This window comes from Aquiflexum balticum DSM 16537, from assembly GCF_900176595.1.
Classification (GTDB): Bacteria; Bacteroidota; Bacteroidia; order Cytophagales; family Cyclobacteriaceae; genus Aquiflexum; species Aquiflexum balticum.
In genome coordinates this window covers 3,653,546-3,680,515 of sequence record NZ_LT838813.1, presented here as the reverse complement: position 1 = coordinate 3,680,515, position 26,970 = coordinate 3,653,546, and the positions used below count along the sequence as shown (strand labels likewise).

At 40.6% G+C, this 26,970-nt stretch carries 10 protein-coding genes; 4 read left to right on the top strand and 6 right to left on the bottom strand.

Annotated elements, in window-relative coordinates:
- Positions 1-49 precede the first annotated feature (49 nt).
- Positions 50-19,159, bottom strand: a complete 19,110-nt coding sequence (locus B9A52_RS26155) for a LamG-like jellyroll fold domain-containing protein (protein ID WP_084121287.1) — start codon at positions 19,157-19,159, stop codon at positions 50-52.
- A 412-nt stretch (positions 19,160-19,571) separates the two neighbouring features.
- On the bottom strand, positions 19,572-19,988 hold the full coding sequence (gene arfB, locus B9A52_RS15415) for an alternative ribosome rescue aminoacyl-tRNA hydrolase ArfB (RefSeq protein ID WP_084121286.1): 417 nt from the start codon (positions 19,986-19,988) through the stop codon (positions 19,572-19,574).
- A gap of 857 nt (positions 19,989-20,845) precedes the next feature.
- Here arfB and B9A52_RS15410 point away from each other — a divergent pair.
- From B9A52_RS15410 to B9A52_RS15395, 4 genes are all read left to right on the top strand, one after another.
- Positions 20,846-21,349, top strand: a complete 504-nt coding sequence (locus B9A52_RS15410; RefSeq protein WP_084121285.1) for a GNAT family N-acetyltransferase — start codon at positions 20,846-20,848, stop codon at positions 21,347-21,349.
- A gap of 121 nt (positions 21,350-21,470) precedes the next feature.
- Positions 21,471-22,256, top strand: a complete 786-nt coding sequence (locus tag B9A52_RS15405) for a hypothetical protein (RefSeq protein WP_084121284.1) — start codon at positions 21,471-21,473, stop codon at positions 22,254-22,256.
- 53 nt (positions 22,257-22,309) lie between these two features.
- Entirely contained in the window at positions 22,310-22,744 is a 435-nt protein-coding gene (locus B9A52_RS15400) for an antitoxin Xre/MbcA/ParS toxin-binding domain-containing protein (RefSeq protein WP_084123549.1), read from the top strand.
- Positions 22,744-23,199 carry an RES family NAD+ phosphorylase gene (locus B9A52_RS15395; RefSeq protein ID WP_084121283.1) on the top strand — a complete coding sequence of 152 codons (456 nt, stop codon included), beginning with the start codon at positions 22,744-22,746 and terminating at the stop codon, positions 23,197-23,199. The genes B9A52_RS15400 and B9A52_RS15395 overlap by 1 nt, the downstream gene beginning before the upstream one ends.
- Before the next feature lie 468 nt (positions 23,200-23,667).
- Here the strand turns inward: B9A52_RS15395 and trmB are convergent, their stop codons facing one another.
- The 4 genes from trmB to B9A52_RS15375 are packed head-to-tail and all read right to left on the bottom strand — an operon-like array spanning position 23,668 to position 26,969.
- The gene (gene trmB, locus B9A52_RS15390; protein ID WP_084121282.1) at positions 23,668-24,327 is read right to left on the bottom strand and encodes a tRNA (guanosine(46)-N7)-methyltransferase TrmB; all 660 of its coding nucleotides are present in this window, start codon (positions 24,325-24,327) and stop codon (positions 23,668-23,670) included.
- A 2-nt stretch (positions 24,328-24,329) separates the two neighbouring features.
- Positions 24,330-25,613: a bifunctional folylpolyglutamate synthase/dihydrofolate synthase gene (locus B9A52_RS15385; RefSeq protein ID WP_084121281.1), complete on the bottom strand. Its 1,284-nt coding sequence runs from the start codon at positions 25,611-25,613 to the stop codon at positions 24,330-24,332.
- A gap of 1 nt (position 25,614) precedes the next feature.
- A complete protein-coding gene (locus B9A52_RS15380) occupies positions 25,615-26,574 on the bottom strand; it encodes an energy transducer TonB (RefSeq protein WP_084121280.1) in 960 nt (319 codons plus the stop codon).
- Positions 26,575-26,576: 2 nt separating this feature from the next.
- On the bottom strand, positions 26,577-26,969 hold the full coding sequence (locus B9A52_RS15375; protein ID WP_084121279.1) for an ExbD/TolR family protein: 393 nt from the start codon (positions 26,967-26,969) through the stop codon (positions 26,577-26,579).
- Position 26,970 lies beyond the last annotated feature (1 nt).

Here is a 26,970-nt window from a genome sequence, read left to right as displayed (position 1 = left end):
CGGTCAGCATAATCTGCTGACCGTTTTTGGTTTTCTTACAATTCAATTGTTATTTCTTGATAAACTTGACCTGTTTCATTCTGCCTTGTCCCTGATCCAGGATCAACAGATAGGTGCCGGCGGCCATCCTTACCGGCGCAAGATCGAGCACAATCTCACCGTTTTCCGGTACTGCCGACCTGTTGATATACTGCCTGCCCATCATATCGTACACTATAACCCCAACTGTGGTTTCCTCTCTGCTGTTCAGCTGAATATGGAGTCGGTCCTCGACCGGGTTCGGATAGATTTTGAAGCCGAATAGGGCATCAGTTTCAGGATCTTGCACAGAAAACTGTGTTTCCTCAATGATTTGTCCTTTAACCGATCCTTCCGATTTTCTGGCAATATTGGACGAATTGGTATAAAGATCCGTTATTTCCGAAATGTTCAGGGCCCTTCCGTAAAGCCTGAGATCGTCCATGGCACCGTTGAACCGCTGTATGTTGCCGTATGCGGCAATGGTGAGATCTCCTGATGCCGTTCCGATGTCAAATGGAGCGTACGTTGCGGAGGCGTTCTCAATGCCGTTGATGAATATTTTGCTCGTGGTACCGTCAAAAGTTGCAGCAACGTGGATCCATTGGCCCACATCAACGGTATAGTTGTAAGTGGACCTCAGGAGATAGGCCGAGCCGTTGGCGTCCCTGTTGAGATGGAAATAGACAAGTCCGTCGCTGTTGAGTGTAAGCTCGAAGCCTTTTCCGTCCGACTTCCTGATAACGGTGTTCCTTCCCACCACATTGGGTTTTACCCAGGCGGAGATGGTAACGGCATCGTTAATTTGCAGGGAAGGACTGTGGGGTGTTATCCCGAACCTGTTCCAGGTGCCGGGCAGTTCCACTGCAAGCCCGATGACCCCCTGAGACCAGGTTACTCCCGCGGTGCTCTGAAGGAGGGCGTTGTTACCGTTGCCCGAATGGTCGACAAGTACATTGCCTGATCCCTCATCCATCTTCCAGTGGCCGACAGGTCCATCCGGTACTTCACCGTTTGTTACGGTGGTGAAGCTACGTGTTTCGGACCATTCTGAATTCCCTTCACCGTTGTAGGCCAGGACACGCCAGTAATAGGTGGTTTCCGGCAGAAGTCCAGTGGCACCGAAGAAGAGTGCATCCCCTACGTCTGTATCTGCAAGAGGAGAGGAGAAGTCAGCGCTGTTTGCGATCTGTACCCTGTAACCGTTTGCGAAGTCACTTTGGAGCCAGAAAAGCTGTGCATCCGGAGCGGTGACAGAACTGTTGCCGTTCTCAGGAGCAAGCAGCTGCGGAACAGATGGCAATGGTGCTTCCCCTCCGAAAAGGGTGAAGACTTCGATCTCATCAAGGGCCCTTCCGTAGAGTCTGAGGTCGTCCATGGCACCGTTGAACCGCTGTACGTTACCATATGCGGCTATGGTGAGATCGCCCGATGCCGTTCCGATGCCGAAGGGGGCGTAGGATGCGGAGGCGTTCTCAATGCCGTTGATGAATATTTTACTTGTGGTACCGTCAAAAGTAGCGGCTACGTGAATCCATTGGCCCACATCAGCGGTATAGTTGTAGGCAGACCTTAGGAGATAAGCCGAACCGTTGGCGTCCCTGTTGAGATGGAAATAGACAAGTCCGTCGTTGCTGAGTGTAAGCTCGAAGCCTTTTCCGTCCGACTTCCTGATAACGGTGTTCCTTCCCACCACATTGGGTTTTACCCAGGCGGAGATGGTAACGGCATCGTTAATTTGCAGGGAAGGACTGTGGGGTGCTATCCCGAACCTGTTCCAGGTGCCGGGCAGTTCCACTGCAAGCCCGATGACCCCCTGTGACCAGCTTACTCCTGCGGTGCTCTGCAGTAAGGCGTTGTTACCGTTGCCCGAATGGTCGACAAGTACATTGCCTGATCCCTCATCCATCTTCCAGTGGCCGACAGGTCCATCCGGTACTTCACCGTTTGTTACGGTGGTGAAGCTACGTGTTTCGGACCATTCTGAATTCCCTTCACCGTTGTAGGCCAGGACACGCCAGAAATAGGTGGTTTCCGGCAGAAGTCCAGTGGCACCGAAGAACAGTGCATCCCCTGCATCTGCATCTGCAAGAGGAGAGGAGAAGTCAGCGCTGTTTGCGATCTGTACCCTGTAACCGTTTGCGAAGTCACTTTGGAGCCAGAAAAGCTGTGCATCCGGAGCGGTGACAGAACTGTTGCCGTTCTCAGGAGCAAGCAGCTGCGGAACAGATGGCAATGGTGCTTCCCCTCCGAAAAGGGTGAAGACTTCGGTCTCATCAAGGGCCCTTCCGTAGAGTCTGAGGTCGTCCATGGCACCGTTGAACCGCTGTACGTTACCATATGCGGCTATGGTGAGATCCCCCGATGCCGTTCCGATGTCGAATGGAGCGTACGTTGCGGAGGCGTTCTCAATGCCGTTGATGAATATTTTGCTCGTGGTACCGTCAAAAGTTGCGGCAACGTGAATCCATTGGCCCACATCAGCGGTATAGTTGTAGGCAGACCTTAGGAGATAAGCCGAACCGTTGGCGTCCCTGTTGAGATGGAAATAGACAAGTCCGTCGTTGCTGAGAGTAAGCTCGAAGCCTTTTCCGTCCGACTTCCTGATAACGGTGTTCCTTCCCACCACATTGGGTTTTACCCAGGCGGAGATGGTAACGGCATCGTTAATTTGCAGGGAAGGACTGTGGGGTGCTATCCCGAACCTGTTCCAGTTTCCTGGCAGTTCCAATGCAAGCCCGATGACCCCCTGTGACCAGCTTACTCCTGCGGTGCTCTGCAGTAAGGCGTTGTTACCGTTGCCAGAATGGTCGACAAGTACATTGCCTGATCCCTCGTCCATCTTCCAATGGCCAATAAGATCTTCGTCAGGGTTGACAACCACTTCTTGCTCTGTGGTAAAGCTGCGGGTTTCGGACCAATCTGAATCCCCTTCCACGTTTGAAGCCAACACTCTCCAGAAGTAGGTGGTATTTGCCGTAAGTTCAGAGGTGGTAAAGGAATTTTCCACTATTCCAGACTCATCAATTATAATGTTTCCAAAATCAACATCACTAGAAACTTGAACGCTGTAATCGTCAGCATTTGGAACAGTTTGCCAGGTAAGGTTGACTATTCTTTCAAGGCCTGTAGAACCGTTTGATGGTGACAACAAGACAGGAACATCAGGTAATTCAACATTAGAAACAACTTTTTCTATTGACAATCCAGATATACTAGCCCTATTAGCACTCGGAATCATACTTAGATTAAGTATTCCATCAAGCACTTCTACGTTATTGAAATTCAAAACTACCGGCTGATTTGTTGATTCCAAGAAAATATCAAAATCATCTTTCACTACTTGGCCTTCAATCAAAATATCAAATACCCTTCTGCCCGCAATCCCAGATGGTGCACCTGCAACTTTGCCAAAATACAATTCATTATGGAAAGTACTGATATTGTAAATACCATTTGGAACAGGTATAGTGAAGTTTAATACTGTCAAATCAGCCTGAGAACCTCTTTCTGTTTGATAAAGTGGAATTGTACTCGCATTCACATTAGTATAAGTATGCGTGCTATTGTAGTAACTTGGGAAAGAAAGATCACCTATAAATGTTTTTCCATCTAAACTTACGTTTGCAGCACTACCAGTATTAAGATATAAGCTGAAAGCTCCAGGTTCTTCGGAAACAATAATGTCGACGGATGATGTTCCTATCAATCCTTCACCATCCGTGACTGTAAGTACAGCAGAATAATTTCCAGGTATAGTATAAATGTGAGTTGGGTTTTCCTCTAATGAAGTATTCCCATCTCCAAAATCCCAAGAATAACTCACAATTTCACCATCGTCCGATGAACCTTCGGAACTGAACGCTACTGTCAATGGTGCAAAACCTGACAATGGGTCTGCTGTTGCCACTGCAACAGGTGCCTCATTTGGAACATTGGTTATTCCAAAGATTTCAAACGCAGACAATTTAGGCTCATTGACACCACCCACACTTGCAAGTGCTGAGAAGTCCATCAAAATTTGTCCATTCACCACCTCTACTTCAAAAGTCTTGATGACTATGTTTTGAGGCCCAACTTCGGCATTGATATCATAATTATCCAATACCAGTTGACCATTGATGCTAACATCAAAGATTCTCTGCCCTGCATTTCCACCGGGTCCACCTCCTGTAGCTCCCCAATAAATTTCAGCAAAGTGAAGGTTAATTGTATAACTACCATTCGGAACAGGAATGTTGTATCCAAAAGTAGGTGGATTGGCACTTCTCTCTGTCTGGTAAAGTGCAGGAACAGCTGCATTGGTATTTGTATAAGATTTACCACCTATAAAATTCGCATCTGCAGCAAACACTTCCCCGTTGTATGTCAATTCCGGTCCACCTGCATTGATTCTCAAAACAAAGTTTGGTTCAGGTTGAGGTTCTACTACTGTTATGGTGAGTCCATCTGCATCACTCAAACCTTGCTCATCGGTGACTGTCAGGGTTACATCATAAACCCCTAACTCTTCATAAACCACCACAGGAGAAATAAGATTGGAAGTTTCGCCGTTTCCAAAGTCCCATAGATAAGAGACTATTCCAAAATCATCCGTGCTACCACCCGCATTGAAATTGACTGTCAATGGGAATGCTCCGGAGGTTACATTCGAAGAAGCAACTGCTACAGGGGGTTGATTGACTGCAACAGAAATCTGTAGTGAAACTTGATCTGAAAGCCCGTTGGCGTCGGTAACCATTAAGGTTACAGTAAAATTTCCTCCAACTTCATAGATATAATTAACTATCGGACCGAGGGCCTCTACACCATTTCCGAAATTCCATTTGTATTCAACAATTTCAACATCTGAATCAGAAAGACTTCCATCAAATGAAATAGATAGTGGAGCCAATCCCTGAGTAATATCCGAACTAGCAACTGCTAGCGGGCCAAAATCAATAACCCTGATATTGAGCGAAGTTGTATTTTCAAGTCCTCTATCATCTGTAACAGTTAAAGTTACCTCAAATTCACCTGTATTCAAGAATTGGTAAGTTGGGTTTGCCTCACTTGAAGTACCGCCGTCACCAAAATTCCAATTGTAGGATATTATTTCTCCATCATCAGATGAATCTTCACCTCTAAATTCGACACTAAATGGTATTCTGCCTTGCAAGGTGTTAGAAGAAGCTACTGCTACCGGCAATTGATTGACCTGAATTTGGATAGTTTCGCTAGCCGTCAATCCATTGAGATCAGTGGCTGTTACAATTACCATATGTTCATTATTTCCATCACCTGGAACAGTTCCGGAAAGCTTTCCTATTGTGCTGATGTTCATCCAATTTGGAAGTGCTGAGCCATCCAGAAGTGTGGCACTAAATGTCAAGATATTACCAGGATAGGCTTTATCGAAATTACCACCTAATTCTGCCTCAAACGGTTTGGTAGCATCAACAAATATAGGTGCTATTGCTGAGGCTGTTGGGACTGCTTCCGGTCTGATATTTTTGAAATAGAATGTATTGTCATTCCAATCACAATTTGCTGAACCTGCACCACAACCACTGCCAATGAAATCCTGCAAAACTATATATTCATTTGGTATGATATTACCGTTTCGATCAATTGCTTTGTATATCCTTAGACCCAAAAGATCAGGCCGATTTCCACTCAAATTATTTCCACCACTCGATGGATATCCAGCTACAGCGATTCTAAACGGTACGTTTATCAAATTTGCAAGATCAGTAGTTAATACTCCTGAATTGTTTTTAGGCAGTAAAGATTGATACCAATCTGCATTATGGGAGAAACTCATTCCGCCAACAACTCCTGTACCATTGACCTGCACAAATTGAGCTCCATTGGAACCAGGTCCATGAAGGGCTGATAACTGAACCCCAATTACCGGTTTGGTTGGATCTGCCTGAACAAAGGTCGGTGAGAATATCATATCACCCTCATATCCAGCATCAATATTCTCAAAAAGTGGGAAATTTGAGCTTGGTCTCAAAGGATTTGGATTTGGAGGTGTAATGGTTCCATCATCATTGACAATACTTCTCATGCTAGTTGTAAAACTAAAGGCATCAAAGACCTCTTGGGCATCATTTTCATTGTTACCCTCCAGGGCAGCCGCGTTAGCTCCATGTAAAGTTGCCTTAATGTTCAGACCGTTATCGGCATTGGATACGATTGTAATCTCTTCCTTCATCAGTGTCCTGTTATTTTGATTGTTTGCTGTGAAGGTTATCAACAATTCTTTGAAAGTGCCAGGTTGGATTACCAATGGGAAAGTCTGAGGACTTCCTTCAGGCAATATGACATAATTGAATCGCGCTGGATCAGAGATACTTATATTGTCAATCACAAGATCATTCGTACCACTGTTGGAAAGTCGCATGGTATTTTGATCACTAAACTTAGCATTAGGATTTGAAGTGATATTATGAATCCTAGAGAAAGTGTAATAATCCTCAGCGGGGAATCCAATATTGGTCCCAGGAATTTTAGCCATGTTATCCATTTGTAAAACAGCTCCCGAAGGTTCTTCAATTGAGAATTCAAATGATCTGGTTGTTGTGTTTCCATTTGCATCCTCAGCTTCAACAATAATGTTATAATTTCCTGGTTGGTTGAAAATAAGTGGCTCCGTAAAGGTGGTCAGAGGGCCATTTTCAAGGCTATACTCCAATCTTACGATACTTCCACTCTGACTTTGGTCTAATGCCTCAAAAGAAACTGAAACGTTTCCTCGGAATACATTTTCAGAGGCCATATTGCCATCAAAAATTGCATTGATTACTGGTGGAATTGAAGAAATATTTATTGGGGCTATGCGTATGTAGTTTGGTTTGGCATTTACTCCACCAGCTCCAAGAGATAATCTCAATACTCCATTAGTGACCTCAACGATCTTAGTGTCTTGGAAATTAATAAGGTTCTCAGGATTGCTGCTTTGCTGATCAAAACTCAACACCCTAACTCCATTCACATCCAATTGATGGTTACTGTCAGTAAAGTCTACATCTCCTACACTGATATTTACACTATATGAACCATTTGGAAGGTTGACCAACCAATCCCGGAGTGGGAATGAAGCAGGTGTCCTATGGCCCATAATTGTAAATGTTTTCAACAATGGATCATCATTTACTCCTGTATTCCTGTTTCTTCCATTAGCCTCAGCACTTGCTGGTGTATTGGTACCAGGTAGAACCCAACCGAAATTCAAATCCCCTAGTGCAGTACTCTTCTGACCAAACGATGTTCCCAAATCATCAATATATCCAACTGGAGACAAAGCCACATTTGTTGCATCTTGGAAATTGAATTGATATATAAATTCCGGATCTGATGAAATTTCAAGATTGAAACTCAATTCTCCAGAAACATAATTTGCCGATGTAGCAGTAAGTGTAGCAATATAATTACCAACTCCTAAGCCGGTTCTGTCAAAAGTTATTTCGAAAGGACTTCCAAATTCAAAATCAGAAGGGAATCCTAATCTCGAATTTGCAGAAGACAGAGTTACCTCCCCAGGAGTAATTGGGCCATTTGCATTAAGAACCACCTGTCTTGTAATGGTATTATCTCCGTTGATTGATTCAGTCAGATTGATCACAGAAGGCTCAAATTCTAACCTTAAAGTTCCATCAACAAATGGGACAACATTATCAATCACAAACATGTAATCCTGATAATCCCCATTAGATGCATCTTCAAAATTCACAAGGTAGCTGTTCTCTATAAGATTGCCTTGGCGATCTTTCATCGGATATGTTCTAACTCTTCTTACGACACCACCTGTATTAAGGCCATCTTCGGTATAATTGACTCTATTGAAGAATTCTGAGAAAACATAGATCCCAAAGACAGAACCTTGTGGGTCAAATACGTCTGTTCCACTTGCAATCGGTGGAAATAATGTTTGTGCATTATCTCTACCGGTTTCAAGGATTCCAACCTCATTGGTTATCACATTTCCATTATTATTTGTATACCATCCAAACGGAAGTGATTCAGAAGGAGAGTATCTGCCAACTGGTTTAATATTCACCGGACCTGAGCCAGCTTTTATCCATCTTTGAACCAGCACTTCCTCACCTTTGAGTTCGGTGCCCGTACCGATCGCCAATTGGGTCCAACCAACATCAATTCCAATTCCAAGGACATCAACTACGGCTTGCAATGAAGGTTCATTACCACCTTCCAATCCAAGTTTTTTCAAGGCATACAGACCAATATCAATAAATTGCTGATCAGGATTATCTGTAGCAATTCTAAGTGTAGCATCTTGGTATCCCAAATTCGAATTATCCAAAGTTGGCGCATATGTCACAGTATATTCTATCGACTCTCCAGGATTCAATTCTGAAGACCCTAAAGGAGAAACAAGATTAAATTGATTTGCAAAACCATTGATAATTGAAGCTCCGGTGATATTGAGCACATCATTGCCGTTGTTAGTCAAAGTTACAGTTTTCGTATCTGTATTTTTTCCAGCAGGGTCACTATTGATATTTACTTCAAAAATCAACTCTTCTGGACTGATCTCAACAATAGCTTGTTTTACTGCAGGTCTCACATTCCTTGCAATTACCACTATATCCTGGTAATCAAATCCTGAAATATGCTCTTCAGTAGCTATGATATAAGCATTTTCTTCTCCGGGTAATTCATAAACTCTAACATGTCTAGGGATATTTTGGTCGAAAGTGTTTAGATCATGTTCACTGAACAGCTGACGATTTCCGAAGAACGGCCATCTACTATAGAATCCAAAGTTTCCTGTACCGGGATCAAATACGGTACTTCCTGTTACTATCGGAGTCAAGGTTTGGCCATTGGACTCACCTTTCCCTTGAAGATTGTTCTGGACAGTAAAGATTTCCTGAGTGCTAGAAGCGTCTCCGCTATTATACCATCCGAATGCAACTATAGGATTACTGGAAGTCGGTCCATAAACACTCAAGACCTCAATAGTTACTGGGGCGTCTATAGCTCTTTCAAATTCCTGAACATCAACCTCATCGCCCAACAAGTCATTGTAAGATTTACCACTTGGCAAATCAAGAACATTTGTAGCAGGATTGATATCGCCTGAATTAACAACACCTTGGCCTAAATGAGCATCCAATACCCACTGGAGTGAAGGTTCATTAGCTCCTCCAATACCTTGTTTACCTAAACCCGTCAAAGGAACAACAACTGATTCAGCATTACTGCCTGAAACAGTAAGTACCGCATTTCTAATCCCATTTGCACTTGGATTAAACACAACGTTAAATGCAGCGGAATTTTGAGGATTTACCGATGATACCAAGTTTGTAATTGTAAAGTCCCCACTATGAATTCCAGTTACCTGGGCTGTAATTCCATTTAATACACCATTTCCAAGGTTAGAAAGTAGAATCTCTTGGGTAAAAGTGGAGTTCGGGGTTCCATTAGTGGTTACAGCATCTACGACAACCTTATCAGTATTCAATACAATAAGAGGGGTCGGAGCTGCCTGATTACTAGGTTTCAACAATATGATCTGATTAGTTGAAAAATCAGAAACATAAATGTTACCTGTTTTAACATCTTCAATCAAATCAAGAGGATCGGTAAAACCTGTAAATCCAGGAATTCCTGTTTTGAAAGTTGAAATATCACCATTCGGCCCATCAGGAACCAAAGCAATGATATCACTACCACCGCTATACCTAGCTACCAATATCGCTCCTGTCAAATTTCCATTTTCCGCATTACTTCTATATTCAATAACTCCATTTGGAGAGAAATTGAAACCAAAATCATACGCTGCCCCTCTATAATTTGGATCTGGAACTATTCCTGCAGGATATTTATTCGTATCAACAGTACCTCTGTTCAACACATATTCTCCCCTAAATGGATTGGGATGACCATAATAACCCAATGGTTCATTTGGATTTACTCTAAATAACCAATCTCTCTGAACTACATTGTTTGTCGTTCCAGGAATAACAGGATACAATGGGTTTGAATGGTCATAGAAAGTACCATCAGGTCTTCTTGTTCCATTTACTGAAGCAGGTGAATTACTTCCGCCTGCAGTACCATTTGTTGGAATATAAAGTTGACCGTTAGAATGCCATACCAAATCGTAAGCATTTCTAACACCAGAAGCAAACAAAGTTAAAGGTGCATTGATATAATATGGATTATACAAACCATCAAGCGTTGGGGAGTTCACATCCACAGCATTAATTGCAGCTTGATTTCTGGTTGTCCTTACATTTAATGGAAGCGTAGCCGGTAGTTTGGTCAAATCAAGTCTCAAAGTTGCAGCAGTAAGCAAACTTTCTTCTCTATTTCCCCAAGCACCATCAGGTGCACCTGCAGCACTGTTACTTCCTTGGAGGAAGTATAGAATATTCGGCTCGCCAGGTCTAAAGGCAATACTATTTGTCAAGTGATCTTTAGTAGATCTTGGCAAATCAGTGATTAGTAGCACTTCAGTTGCCAAGTTTGGACCTGTCAATCTGGATAATTTACCATCCCAATCCGGAGCATTATTCAAACCTGAATTATTATGTGAAACATAAGCAATCAGATTTTCTGAAGTTGAAGATGGGTCAAACTCAAGACCAACAGCTGAACGTTCTCCATACACGGATTTAAGTCCCAAAAGCACTTGCTGGTTAGAAAGGGTACCATCAGCTTCAATAATCCACCTATGAATTTCACCGTCAATAGTCAGACCATATAATTTTTCATCTGGACCAATCGTCAAGGTTGTGTATTTTTTAGTGCCGGAAACCACTGCACCAAAACGTGTAAATGATACATTATCAAGATCAGTTGTAGGGCCTGAGACCCCACCTCCAGTTGTAAAGGTGGAAGTGAAAGATTCGAATGGAACGCCTGTCAGATCCAGTACTCCTTCAATTTCGAACCTATAAAGTGTATTTGCTTCCAAGGGCAAAGTCGGTACCAAATTGATTGCATCTCCTCCAGCAGTACCATTCAAACTTGCAGCGATTTGAGTTGGATTTCCAACTTTAAACAATCTTACTGTCGCAGGCGTGATTGTATTATTATCTACCCCCGCATTACCATTGGAATCAAGGTTAGGAGTGAAAAGGTTATTTGCAGATATACTTGCATTTACCGGCACTCCGACAGCGCCATTAGGTGGATTCACTCCCAAAACCCTTGGTGTTAACCCTCCTTCACCATCAAGTGAAATGAAAGATACACTATTTATTTTGGTGTTAAATCCATTTCCTGGATCTAAAGTCAGTCTTCCATCATTTACAACAACATTAACTGTACCTGAAGTAAACCTGCTAGCAGCACCAACGGCACCCGAAGGGACAAAACCATTTATGGCATTGACACCTTCGACTACAACAGTATGGCTTGGAGTATCCTCGACCGATCCATCAATATTAGGATCACCTACAAAAACCGTAACTTGATAATTACCGTTTGGTACTTCAATTTCCCATTTTGCATCCGGCAAATACCCAAGGGCAGCATTGGTAGAAACGTCTCCATATTGCATATGAATAAGGGTATTGTTCAAAACATCCACACCAACTACTGCCCTATTCCTACCATTAAGCGTAAGGTTTGCTGGATTGGATGTATTTGCATCAAGCCAACCATAGAAGTTTCCATTTCCCCTATTTCCAAATGCATCACCCCCATCTCTCACATAACCAGTGGGAGGTGTAGTAGCCGGATCAGAGAAATTGACATTTAGTCCGAAACTTGGAGAATTTTCGGAAGTGACAACCAAATTGACAACCAATTCTGCATTTTGATATCCTAACCCCGGATCTGTGGAGGCAATTATGGTAGTTCCATAGGTTCCAGGAGTCAATCCTTCAACTATTCCAAATTCCAAAGATCCCAAAGTAGGATTGTCTGGTAAAATCAACCATTCAGCGGAATGGGGATCATCATTTAAGGTTACAGTTGGGTTCCCTTCTGTAGCAGATAAAGTTACAGTTTGGGAAGGAATAACAGAACCTTCAACACCACTGAAATTCAAGGTATTTGGCGTGAAATTAAATGAAAGTGGCTCATCTTCCTTTTCAACTTGGAAATAGTCAAATGTCGCATCAAATGATGTACTTGCATTCCTGTATGTTGCATAAATACCCGCAAAACTTACCCCAGTGATTTCACCATTGATGGATTTCCCGTTGATGTAAGATTGTGGCAATTCCAAAGCATCCAATCCGGTTTTTGTCAATTGAACAAAAGCTCCATTTCCAATGGCATAGAAACCTTTGATAGTTTGTGCCTGTGGATCTATTACCAACCTTAAAGTCACATCCGACCCAGTTATACTATTATTGACAGGAGATAAAATTTGATCCTGAGTATTTGCCTCAGTCGAAGAAACCCCGCCAAGTTCCTTTCTTATTTCAATAGTATTGGCAATAACCGCAAGTTTGACGAAGTTATCTTCGTCCAAGCCAAACCAGATCCCTGCCTGACCGGAACCAGTTCCAGTGTTAATTCCAAGAAGCTTGGTTTCAATTGTCAAAGGAGTATTGATGTTTTGTATACCTACTCCCAGAGAATTCACCTGAGTATTGTTGTTAATACTTGCCGGCGGTGCAAGGAAAGCAATTCCTTTGGTTGCCGTTATAGTCAAATTACCATTGTTGATGTTTAGTTTGGAAGGTTCATATCCCAAAACATTCGGATTGGTTATTGGTAAATCTTCTGTTAACCTTGGTGCTGAATGAGGATCAGCCATAGTAAAGCCTGTACTTAGACCATTTCCATCTAAAAGCCCCCCTTGTGATCCATCAAAAGTCAAATTAATTGGAAGCAAACCTACAATCTGATCACAATCCAATAAACTGTAAGGAGAACACGGACCGGATGTAATAACTTCATTAATATTGATAGTGATATTTGCTTCAGCAATGTCTATTCCATCACTAACCGCAACAGTCAAAATATATTGAGGACTACTATTGAATTCAATTTCAACCGCAGTTGTGATTTCTCCCGTACTTTCATTAATTAAGAAAATTCCCTCGTTATTTCCTGCTGTTATGGAATACAACAAATCTTCATTGTCAGCATCACTTGCCTCAGCTATTCCTACTATAGTGCCGATTGCAACTCCTTCATTAACTGTAAATTCCTGAGGAAGAATAATCGGAGGACTATTGGCCGCTACTTCGTCCTGACTTACTGAGAAGTAATCGAAAGTAGCATTGAAGGAAGTTGCATTATTTCTATAAGTGGAATAAATACCAGCGAAAGTTGTACCCAACAAATCCCCGGAATTCAACCCATCAAGATAAACCTGAGTTAAAGCTAAAGTTGGGAATCCGGTTTTCGTAACTGGGATAAAGGCTCCTTCACCAACTGCATAATATGACGTAATGGTTTGTCCAATTGGATCAATTTCCATTCGTAAAGTCACATCATAACCAGCGATGACAACTCCTGTGATTTGGATTTGATCGATATTGGAAGCAGCAGCTGCTGTTGAGGATATATCGTTGATTTCTCTCCTAACCTCTACGTTAGTACCATTTACATTTAGTTTCACAAAGTTTTTATCATCAATACCAAACCAAATTCCAGCCTGAGCCGCATTTGGACCAGTATTTATACCCAATAACTTCGTTTCAATAGTGAGTTTCGTATTGATTCCTTGAAGTCCAATTCCTAAAGTATTGATCTGAGCATTATTTGTTAAAAATGCAATGCCCTTAGATGCATTCATTACCAAATTACCATCTGAAATGGTCAATTTGGAAGGCTCGTAGGATGGAATTGAAGCAAAAGTAGGTGTTCCATCTTCAGCAACTCTCGTTCCTGAATATGGATCAACCATAGTGAATCCAGTTTCTATTCCATTTCCAGATAGCAACCCACCTTCTGTTCCATCAAAAGTTAAGTTAACCGGAAGGGATTTTACAATCTGATCACAAGGCACAGTACTAAATGGACTGCATGGTCCTTCGGTAACTTCAAAATCAACCTCTAGTAACGCCGGTGAGAACCCTTTGGCAGTTGCTATGATGGTATTGTTCCTAGTTGTACCAAGTGGCAAACCAACAGACGTGGTGCTAAAGGTGATTTCACCAAGTCCTGCAGTTCCCGGAAGGGTCAACCAATCGTTGAAACCTGTGTTGTTCTTATTGATAACATTTATCACATCATCAATAACCAATCCAATACCAGTTGCCCCGCTTCCATTTAGATTACCAATAAATGAACCTGTTGTTTCCGGTACCAAGCCAGTTAACAAAGAAGCAGGATCAAAAGATAGAACACCTGCACTTGGTGCATTCGTACTTTCAACTATTTCAATATGGGTGATTTTGGAATTAAACCCACCAACACCGTTCATGGTAAGGAATCCATCAGTCACTTCCACTGTCATGGTCTCTACCCTGACCTCTCCAGCGACTGCAACTTTAGCTGGGATAATGGTAATTCCTTCTATGGTAGCACTATGCCTGCTGTCTATGTTATTGATATCTTTATCTCCAAGACCTATGGTAACATCATAGATTCCGTTTGGTACTTCCAATTCCCAGATCAGTTCCTTCCCCCTTCTCTGTCCTGCCCAACTTTGAACACCACCTGTTGTATTCATAATGTTATCTCCTTGGAAATGCAATAATGTTCCTTCAAGCTGGTCTTGAATAGATGCAGAAGCGTATGATCCGGCAATTCTATTTCTTCCGGCCCCTCCTGTGGCAGTTGTTCCACCATTATCTGAAGCTTCCGAAACATCTATTGGGTCTCCATTGGACCTTAATTTCCATCCAAAGGCATAATCTACATCATCAACTGTCACTGAAGAGAAGCCAAATTGCTTACCATAATCCGGCAAATAGCCAACTGGCGGAACAGTGAAAGATGGATTATTCTGGAAGTTAATTTTAGCTTCAAATGGAACAAACGGAGCTTCTTCAACAATTACTGAAACGGTCCATTCTTGAATACTACCATCTTCAGCAGTTACAGTAAAAATTACCGGATTGGTAAAGTCCAAAGTGGTACCGGATTCCGGTAGAACAGATGCACCTTCCGAAACACTAAATTCAGGTATTAAAGATGTAACATCAGTTCCACTTGGAACTATAAATGAAATTGTTGAATTCTCCGCATCGATTATAGGATCTCCGTATGCTTCTCCAAAAGAGATTGTGGTTATTTCCTTTTCAGTACTAGGTGGTGATTCAATAATTGAAAGAGAGACAAGAATTTCAGTAGGTTCATAAAGACCGTCTACATCTGAAACTGTTATAGTCGTTGAATATTCTCCTGGCAGCAAACCTGGCAGAATCCCAAATTCTAACTCTCCCAAAACAGGTTCTGAAGGTATGACTAACCAAGCTGTGGCGCTTGGGTCATCTGTTAATACTATTGATGGAGATCCTGAATTGGCAGAAACAGTTATTGATTGAGTGGAAATGGGGCTTCCTTCTATACCTTCAAATGAAAGTGATCCTTCACTTACCTGAAGTATCAATGCTTCGGTTACTGTGAAATCGACTTCAAGCAACGCTGGGGAGAACCCTTTTGCAGTTGCTATGATGGTATTATTCCTAGTTGTACCCAGTGGCAAACCAACAGAAGTGGTGTTAAAGGTGATTTCACCAAGTCCAGCAGTTCCCGGAAGGGTCAACCAATCGTTGAAACCTGTGTTGTTCTTATTGATAACATTTACAACATCATCAATTACCAATCCTATATCTGTTGCACCACTGCCATTTAAATTTCCAATAAATGAACCTGTAGTTTCTGGCGACAAGCCAGTAGCCAAAGAAGCTGGGTCAAAAGATAGGGCACCTGCGGTTAGTGCATTTGTACTTTCAACGATTTCAATATGGGTAATTTTGGAATTAAACCCACCAACACCGTTCATGGTAAGGAATCCATCAGTCACTTCCACTGTCATGGTCTCTACCCTAACCTCTCCTGCGACGGCAACTTTAGCCGGGATAATGGTAATCCCTTCTATGGTAGCGCTATGTCTGCTGTCTATGTTATTGATATCTTTATCTCCAAGACCTATGGTAACATCATAGATTCCGTTTGGCACTTCCAATTCCCAAATCAGTTCATTCCCCCTTCTCTGTCCTGCCCAACTTTGAACACCTCCTGAAGTATTCATAATGTTATCCCCTTGGAAATGCAGTAGTGTTCCTTCAAGCTGATCTTTAATAGAAGCGGAAGCGTAAGATCCGGCAATTCTGTTTCTTCCTGCTCCTCCAAAGGCAGTTGTTCCGCCATTATCGGAAGCTTCCGAAACGTCAATTGGGTCACCTGTGGATCTCAATTTCCATCCAAAGGCATAATCTTCACCTTCGAATGTTACAGAAGAGAACCCAAATTGCTTTCCATAATCCGGCAAATAACCAACTGGCGGAACAGTAAAGGATGGATTATTCTGGAAGTTCACCTTTACTTCAAATCCTGCTTCAACGGTTACAGAAACAGTCCATTGCTGAATAGTGCCATCTTGAGCAGTAACCGTGTATACCACAGGGCTTGAAAAATCCTGCACTTCTCCTGAAGCAGGTGAAGCAGTTGCTGATTCAGAAACAGAGAATAAAGGTGAAATTTCGGTAATTTCAGTTCCGAATGGAACTGTAATTTGAACTGTATTTGCTTCATTATCAATTACAGTAGATCCAATCTGTCCGACAATAAGAAAATCCAAAATAGACTTTTCTGAACTGGGTACAGGACTTGTTAAATCTTCAGTCACTACCTCGCTATAATCTGTACTGAGCCTTACAGGTCCAACTTTTCCATTATTGGTGTTAACAGAGCTAATAAATAACCTTCCAATCTGAGGGGTACCGACAACGGGATGAAATCCGGCAGAAACCCAAGTGTTTTGGGATTCATCCAATTTGGGTTCAATTGTCCAAAGATAATTGATGTTACCACTACCATCCCATTCTCCTTTTACGACAAATTGAATGGTTTTTCCATAATCTACCCCAACATTTCCATTGTCCGAAGCAGCATCGCCAAGACCTATTCTGGCGATAAGATCATTTCCAGCTTTTGCCATTTGAAGCCTTACCCACTGAATACCTGGATCCCCATCATCTATTCTGATTGCAGTCCTTAATCTGTCTCCTGCTCCTGCACCTAAAGCCTCAACATTGAAATACGTGCTAAAATAGAAGGGTTTGTTCGGAGTGAGCGAAACGGGATTTGCGGTCAAAGGAATTAAATCATGCGTATGGCCGCCCAATGAAAAATCAAGAGAATGGGTGGTATTTGGAGAAATTCCCTGGTCAAGGACAGGAATCTGAACTCCTGCACCATTTTCCCATAACCATTGCGTTGGAGCAATTATGTTTAGGTTGCCAGTTCCATAGGTATCAAAATCATCTATAAATGAAAAATCGGTAGTAGCGATGGAAACTGATACTGTCCAGATGGCTGTACTCCCATCTTCAGCTGTTACTGTATATTGAACTGGGCTTGAAAAATCCTGGGCTACATTTGACAAAGGTGAAATACTCGCAAGATTAGAAATTGTAATCGAAGGAATCAAACCGTTTGGATCTGTTCCTTCTGCTACCTCAATACTTACGGTTTTAGATATAAAATCAATTATAGCTGGACCAGTTTGCTCTGCAAATTCAAAGCTGAGAATTTCTTTTTCCAAGCTCTGGGTCAAAGGAAGAATCTCTATGGCTTGTATTAGGGCATTATTGGCCGAAGCTAAAAACTGAATATTCAATTCCCCATCAGAAACAGTTACGTTATTTTGGGTAATTCCCAGTGCTCCTTTGCCATAAACTGCAAAAAGGTCCAGATTATCCTGTGCCACATTATCCTCCATGATAATATCAAAAACCCGAGCCCCAGCTGTGGTCTGGAAATTCTCAACCATATGAATCCTAACAGAATATGTACCATTTTCTATTGGGAAATTGTAACCGAAATCAGAACCAAATCTCCTGGGAAAATATAGATCCTCGTGTCCACCGGGTACTAAATAAGGATTGGTAATTGGAGTTAAAGAAACTGTAGTTGGCGTTGATTCACTCAAATAAATGGTATTCTCTGCTAAAAATAAATCACCATCTTTGGTGTAATCATTTCCGCCAACATTTATTCGGTATGGAGCAACAATTTCATCTGGTAAGACAATTTCTTCACCTTCAATTGAAAAATCTTCAAAAGTATAGTTTACCACAGTTGTTGCGGCTTCGTTTCTTTTGGTAGCCATTATTCCTGCAAAGCTTACGTTTTGTCCATCGACAGTTGCACCGTTGATGAGCCCTGCATGAGAAGTGCCTGTAAATGTACCTATCAATACCCTTGTAGCTCCATTGATGGAGTAATAGCCATTCAATTCATTGTTTACAGGATTTACATCTAAACTTAATGTTATGCTTGCATTTGCAGGAAAGGAAATACCATTTACATTGACTACATCTGCCGTTCCACTAATTCCGCCAAGTTCACGACGCATTTCATAATTTCTAGTGCCGCTATTTCCGCTGTTTACAACTACGACTTTGACATAATTATTGTCATTCAGTCCAAACCACAAGCCCGCTTGTTCCGAGTTGGCATTGCCGTCTGAGTAAGGGTTTACGACCGTTGTTTTAATGGTAAAAAAGGCATTGTTCGCATCAAAGGCCACACCTAAACCATTGATCATTGTATTGGTGTTGGTACTCGGAGGACTAGTAATAAAATTAATTCCTTTCCTTGCGTTCACCACCAAACGGCCGTTATCGAAACTCAAAAATTGAGGTTCGAAACCGATTGGCTGATCGGCTCCCGAGTAAGTAAAGCCTCCGATTGGTGCGTCTTCGTTGAGTCGGTTAGCAGAAGGTGGGTCTGCCATGGTAAATCCGGTATTAGCCAAGCCGCCTTCAGAGCCATCAAAGCTTAGATTGACCGGAAGAGACTTTTGAATCTCACTACAATCCAGTAAACTTTTATTCCCGCAAGGTCCAACAAACCTTAAAAATTGAGATTGGCCGAAAGTTAGTCCTGACTTTTTCGTTGGTTTATCAGGAATTCTAAATTCAGAATTAACTGGAAAATAAGTACGTTCAGTATTCAGTGTTGGTGCTGATAAAACCGCGGTACTTAGGAGGGAGAAAAAAAGCATTATCCTCATGCCTTTGTCCAATAAATTGTAAATAAATCCCATATTTTAAAGAATTAAGCTTAATGAAAGAATGACTTAAAGAATCAATAATCTCTTACAGTTTTTTCACCTTTTAAACCCGATGAAAAAATCAAATTTAAAACACACAACTAAACCGTTAACTATAAGAATTTTTAAAAATCAAAAATTATTATTTAAAAACCAATTTAATGAGTTTAAAAATACATTAAATAATAATTTTTTAACATGGATTTTTCTGAATAAAACACATTCATCAACTTAATTAATAATTTTAAAAGTGAAAAAAATTATTTTATTCTAATAATTATGAGGTATAAAATATTCTTTTTCTAATATTTTATTGCATTTAAAAAAATATCTGATTTTTCCAGAAAAAATTAAAAAAAAGTGCTTAAACACTTAACATGAAAAGAACTATAGGTTTAATAACAAATTACCATCCCCCTCTCCTTCCCTCTTTCTTTTCCGAGAGGGCTTTCTTTTCTTTTAACCTTTTTTCTACTGCAGCCTTACTTGGTTTGGACACTTTCCTTATTTTCTTTTTGTGAAATGCTTTGCGGAGGATATCGTAAAATTTCCTGATGGCAATTTCTTTATTCTGGATTTGAGAGCGCTTTTCTTGGCTTTGGATTTGTAAGTTCCCTTCTGAATCAAGCATATTGGAAAGCTTATCCATAATAATTCCTTTTTCAATATCATCAAGCAATGCCGAGTTAGATACGTTGAAAGTCAAGGTAACCTTGCTGTTTACCTTATTTACGTTTTGGCCGCCAGGTCCACTGCTTCGGCTTGCCTGAAACTGAAATTCAGGATTGAATATTTGTTTCGCAATCTTTTCAGAAATTTTCATCCTATCACCATTGAATCCAGATCTATTATGAACTCCCAAATTTATACTTGAGTTTTACTTATAGATATAAAAGAAAATAAATCATCCCTTTTGGAAATTTCAGGAAAACAATCAAATAGTATGATTTAAAGATAAAAAATAAACATCTTAAGGAGTAATTGAAATTGGCCTTTGCCTGAAAAAAAAACCTTAAAAAATTTTGATTTTTTTTCATCAAAAAACGATGATATAATACGGCTAAAAATGACATTGATAATCAAAAAAACTGAACTTATATAAAATTGAATAAAGCCAAAAACCTACATAAATGCATTTCATATCCTGATTTTTATTTTTCAAACTATTATTCTGATTTTTTACACTTAAAACAAATATTTTTATTTTATTTCAATTAAACATTATTTTTTATTTTGTTTTTTAAATTCGTATTGCATAGTTTTAACTCATCATAATCACCCAAAACAATTAATCACCCAGAGTTTATAGACTCATTTAACAATTGAAAGTAAATGTTTTAACTACCCCAAATCACTTTTAAATACTTATCTATTTCTCGACTTTTTTTAGGATTACTCATTTTTCAAACTACGCTTAATTCACCCGCTAAAAAACCCTTCCCAAAGAAGGGTTTTTTTATTTACGTTCTGTTTTTATTGAAAGTATCAAGGCAAGCCCGTCCCATTTACCCTATGCTTTCCTTCAAATAAGGGAATGATTTTCAGTCAAAAAAATGCATTCAAATATTTTGATTCTCTGGAATCTTGCAAATAGAACTGAATTTAAGTAATATTCCATTACCTATTTATTCCAATACTTGCCTGCTTTGAAATAAAACTAAATAACCCTAATTTCCTTCTATGATCAATATAGTCCGGGCTTCTGCTGATCTTCTTCCCGAAATCCAAAATATCGCCTACCAGACTTGGCCAAAAACTTTTTCCAATATTCTGAGTCCGGAACAAATAAACTACATGTTAAACTGGATGTATGATCTGAAGGCATTGAAAACTCAGTTACAAGACAAAAACCATATTTTTCTCTTGGCAGAGGAAACTGGAAAGTATCTGGGATTTGCTTCCTATGAAACCAATCATGAAGGGACCGATAAAACCAAAATCCATAAAATCTATATCTTGCCTGAAGCCCAAGGTAAGGGAATAGGAAAGAAATTGATCCAATTTGTGGAGAAGGCAGCTTTAGAAAATGGAAATAAGATGATGTTCCTGAATGTCAACAAATTTAATCAGGGAGCTATTGATTTTTATAGACGAATCGGATTCTATGAAGCTTTCAAAGAAGTAATAGATATTGGGAATGGCTTTATAATGGATGACCTGGTCATGGAATTAAAGTTAACTTAAATAGCTTTCACAAAATGAGGCAAGGATTCACTGAACTTAACGTATCAAATAAAATAGTTGACCCTTCTTCTTTGAAAAATTAACCCCATTCAATTTATTTTAAAGATAAATTAATTAAACCATGAAGCAATTAGACCCTGAACATATACCTGGCATCTATAATTGGTGTGATAGATGGTGCGAACGCTGCAAGATGACTTCCAAGTGTTTCCTTTATGCTCAAGAGCAAGAGGACAAAGCAATCATGGATAGTGACCTTGATCAGGATGAAAAGATGGAGAAAATGAGAGAAAAACTGATGGAGACCATGGAAATGCTGAGTGAGGCAGCAGAAGAATTTGAAATGGAGGAAGATGACATGGATGAGCTGGATGAAGAGGAACAGGATGAAATGATGCATGACCATGAGATCAACAAGATTAAAATCGATATCCATCCCCTTTCAGACCTCAGTGAAGTTTACATGAATACGTGCATGGATTGGGTAAATAGTAAAACAAATGATCTGTCTTTTGGTCCTTTGTTATTGGGAAAAATTCCAGAGGAAATAAGTAATGAAAACGAAGTTGCTAAGCTAAGAAAAATAATCAGCCATTTGGAGTCAATACAATGGTACCAAACCATGATTCCCGTGAAATGTCGGGGGGCATTGAATTACTTTTCTGATAGGTCTTTCTGGGATGATTACCCTATTGAGGAAAGAGCTTATAATGGCGCGTCAAAAGTCGCTTTGATCTGCATTCAGAATAGTATAGATGCTTGGCAAGGAGTACTTTTTTGGTCTAAAGATGAGGAAGAGTCTATTCTTCCACTACTGGAAAAATTGATCCAGATCAAAGAAATTCTGGAAGAAGAGTTTCCTGATGCCTATAAATTTATCCGACCGGGATTTGATGAAAATTGTTAAAAAAAATTTTAATTCTCAGGAAAAATTTTAAATTTGATAAAATATTTTATCAAATGAAAAATTATCAGGACATTCTGGATATTCTTGGCAAAGACCAATTCACTTTTAAAGTAGAAGAGCCTTTGGATTTTTACGTTGTGGCTGACAAAGGCTTGGCAGCATCTGTCCTTCAGAATTTCAAGGCCTCATTTTCCTTAGGACTTTCCCAAATCGCTACAATTTTATCAAGTTCTGAGCCGACGCTATATAGAAGGATAAAAGAAAATAAATCTTTGCCTAAGCAGGAAGCAATTAAGTTATTGGAGGCCACAGACTTATTTATTTATGGAGAAGAAGTTTTTGGTAATAGAGAGGATTTTTTCAAGTGGACAGAGCTTCCCAATACTGCTTTGGGTGGCTTAAAGCCTATGGAAGTTATCGGCTACCCTGAAGGGATTTCCAAAGTAAGGGACTTACTGACCAGGATAGAATACAACATATACAGTTAATGTTGGTATATCGTCTTGCTAAACCAAAATACGCCGATGACCTGAGTGGAACCGGGGCAGCAATGGCCGGAGGCAGATGGAATAAAAAAGGGAGGGCTGTACTTTATTGTTCAGAAGTACCGGCTCTTGCCTTACTTGAGATTGTGGTCAATATTCCACCCATGTTCCAGTCGGATCTCCAATTATTGACCTTGGAAATTCCTGATGAAAAAGTAAAATCAATCGAAAGAGAAAAACTTCCTGAAAATTGGTTTCATTACCCCGCCCCAAGAATTTTGGCAGAAATAGCAGAAGAGTATTATAAAAACCAAGAACTACTCGGAATCATAGTTCCCAGTGCAGTAGTCCATCAGCAATACAATATTCTCATTAACCCCCGAAGCGATCATTTTTCAGAAATTAAAATAATCTCTTCAGCCCCATTCATTTTTGATCCTAGATTATATAAGAGATAAGATTTAAAAATTCATATGTCTCAAATGTTGATAAAATTGGCATTTACAGAAAGGGGAATGACATCAAAATGGGCGTCATTCCGAGGCACGAGGAATCTCTAGATGTCCTATTTATGTTCAAATTTATCATTTCCTGAACCTAGGGAGATGCTTCCTGCGTCAGCATGACGACTGCTCCGAAATTCTGTCAATGGTAGTTTTTAAAATTTGGCATTTACAGAAAGGAGAATGACAGTAAAGTTAACCTGATTAGGCCTCGGCAAGCTCGGCCACCGGGGTTTTTATTAAGGAGAGGGAAAGTAGGGGAAGCGGCGATGCCGCTTCCCCTACTTTCCCTTTAAACAGCCCAATTCTCCGGTCCCCGATTCCGATAGCTATCGGAACGAGGGGCAATTTCAAATTCTGTCATTGGTACCCTAAGCAAATCATATACCCCAAGTCTTATGTCTTGTGTCTAACCAAAATCCCTCAAGCAAACTTAAACTTCAGATACTTGATCTTCTCCCCTTTTTCACTGAAAAGGGTTTCATATTTGGTTTTGATACCATGATGTAAGTCCTTCCAGGGAGACGCATAAAAATCATTGGTGTAGAGCATGACTTCGCAATCTTTTCTCTGCTCAACCAAGTCCAAGGTATAATCAAATAAACCGGTATTGTCTGTTTTAAAATGTATAATCCCGTCTTTCTTCAGAAGCGGTTTGTACATTTCCAAAAATTTGGGAGACGTCAATCTTCTCTTTTCGTCACCTTCCCTGGGGAAAGGATCAGGAAATGTGATCCATAATTCTGAAATCTCATTCTCCGAAAAAAAATTCTCCAGCAATTGAATTTGTGTTCTCAAAAAAGCCACGTTTTCCAAACCTTCTGCAAGAGCTATCGTGCTCCCTTTCCAAATTCGGGAACCTTTGATATCTACCCCAATAAAATTTTTATCAGGATAATTACGGGCCAATCCTACACTGAATTCTCCCCTCCCGCAGGCCAATTCAACAACAATGGGATTGCTGTTTACAAACTGCAGGGAATTCCAATTTCCTTTGATTTTTTCAAAAATATCCTTCCCAGGCTGTACAACATTTCTGTTGATTTCATTTTCCTTGAATCTTTGCAGTTTTCTCCTGCTCATAATTATAAATCATTGATTTCGGCAACTACAAATGTGCTGCCACCTATAAATATTAAATCATTCACTGAAGCGTTTTTCTTGGCCCATCCGATCGCTTCATTCACCTCCTTAATGACAATACCCTGAAGTCCATGTGCTGCTGCTTTTATAGCCAATAAATCTGCCTCCATAGCTCTTGGAATATTGGCCTGACAAAAAATGTATTGGGCAGATTTGGGGAATAAATCCAGCACCTTGCTCACTTCCTTATCATTGACCATACCAATGACCATATAAAGCTGATTATAGGCATAATCATTAATCTGTTCAATGATATACCTGATACCATCTTCATTGTGTCCGGTATCACAAATAATCCAAGGATCTTTTCCCAATACTTGCCACCTTCCTTTCAATCCGGTATTTTTTACAATTCGACCCAATCCATGTTTTACATGACTTTGGGTAATCCTATATCCTAGTTTTTGCAGGACTGTAATGGTTTGTAAAATACCGGCTAGATTTTTTTGTTGGTAATTTCCTTTGAGATCCATTTCTATGAAAAAGGAATTCTCTTTTTCAATTACCTCAAAGAAAACTTTATCTTGGATTTCTTTTTTTGAAATACCGTAAAAGTCTTCTGCAAAATAAAACGGCGCGTTTTTTTCCTTTGCTGTTTTTTCAAAAACCGGGGAAGTTTCAGATTGTCGTTGACTGATGACCACAGGGGTAGCTGCTTTGATAATTCCGGCTTTTTCTCCGGCTATTTTTTCCAAAGTGTCTCCCAAAAACTGCATATGGTCATAACCAATATTGGTAATTACACATACTTCGGGACTGATCACATTGGTACTGTCCAACCTGCCACCCATACCAACCTCAATGACTGCAATGTCTACCTGCTCTTTGGCAAAATACCAAAAAGCCATAGCAACTGTCATCTCAAAAAAACTGGGTTTCATCCGCTCTAAAACGGGCTGATTTTTATCAACAAAATCGACCACATCCTGCTCAGGAATATCTGTTCCGTTGATTTTTATTCTTTCGGTAAATGATTTGAGATGGGGAGAAGTATAAAGCCCGACTTTGTAACCGGCTTCCATCAGAACAGAACAAAGTGCATGGGAAGTACTTCCTTTGCCGTTTGTACCGGCAACATGGATGCTTTTGAACTGATTCTGAGGGTTTCCCAAATGTTCACAAAGCGCAACGGTATTGCTGAGGTCTTTTTTGAAAGCAGCTGCGCCAACACGTTGGAACATGGGCAATGCACTGAACAAATAGTCCAATGTCTCCTGATAGGTCATTTCAATCAACTTTGATGATAAAAGTGATTTTGCCTTGGGAATAATCGGCAGTTGCGGCTCCCCCTTGACGCTTAAAATTGATCTGATTAATTACGGTCCTATAATAAGCCAGCACTTCATTGGACACATTATATTCCAAAGGAACAGCCTGAACAATTTTGCCGGCATCATCGACTGTAATCCTAAAAACTATTTTACCGTTTCGGGTAGAAACATTGTCTCTTATATTTGGTCTGGACGCAAAATCCCAACCTGCAAGTTCCAAATTATAACCTGAAGCAGGTCCTGGCACACCTTCTCCTGAACCTGAACCCATGATGGCCCTCCCATCAACAGTGCCAGTTGGCTTGCCTTCGTCGCCTTTTTGAGTGGATGAACCTTGGGCACTTCCTGCTGCAGGCTTCGAACCGGAACCAGTTGTCCCGCCTGCCCCAAATATTGCTCTTTGGTCTATTTTTGGCTTTTCTTCGGCTTTGGTTGTTGTTTTTTCAGCTTCACTGACCGAAGGCTGGGTGACAGGTGCTGTTTCCTTTTTAGCCGGACTGGGATCCTTTACTGCAGGGGTAGGTTTTTCACTGGCTTTCACCGGACTGGGTGTTTTTGAAAGTGCCTCTACAGTTGGTTTGGCTTTAGAAGTTGCCGGTTTGGCTGCTTCTGTTTTGGGCTGGGTTACAGGCACGGTTGCTTCCACAGGCTTTGGCGATTGGTCTCCCGGTGCGGGAGCTTCGGTATTTGCGGTCTGTGTTTCTGAAGGTGGGGCGGTGGTTTGATTATTTCCGCTACCCGTATCCGTAAATCCAAGATTCAATTCCATACCATATTTTGGAAGCGGTGGAACCTGTTCCCGCCAAACCACAATAAAAAAAATAGCCAGCAGCACCAAAATATTGACTATGATGGTGATGATGAGGGCTTTCCTTTTATTTTCCGCCTCCTGACTTTCTGTTTCCCAGATCTGCATGCTTATTTATATGGTTTTGTGGCAATGGATACATTCGCTTCCAATCCTGCGGCTATACCTCCTATTTCCACTAAATATTCAACAGGTACTTCTTTATCAATATGTAAGACAACCTGACCTTTTTTATCCTTCAACAAACCGGCCAATTCCTGCTTGACCTGTTCTCTCGACACTACTTTATCATTAACGGAAAATTTAAGGTCTTTGGTTACCGTAACCGTAACTTCCTGCATCACAATGTCCGAAGCTTCACTTGAAGGAAGATTTACAGGCAGACCTGAAGGGGTTATAAAAGAAGAAGTCAGCATAAAGAATATCAATAACAAGAAAATAATATCTGTCATCGATGACATACTGAATGCCGCATCTACTTTATGTTTGGATTGCAGTGCCATA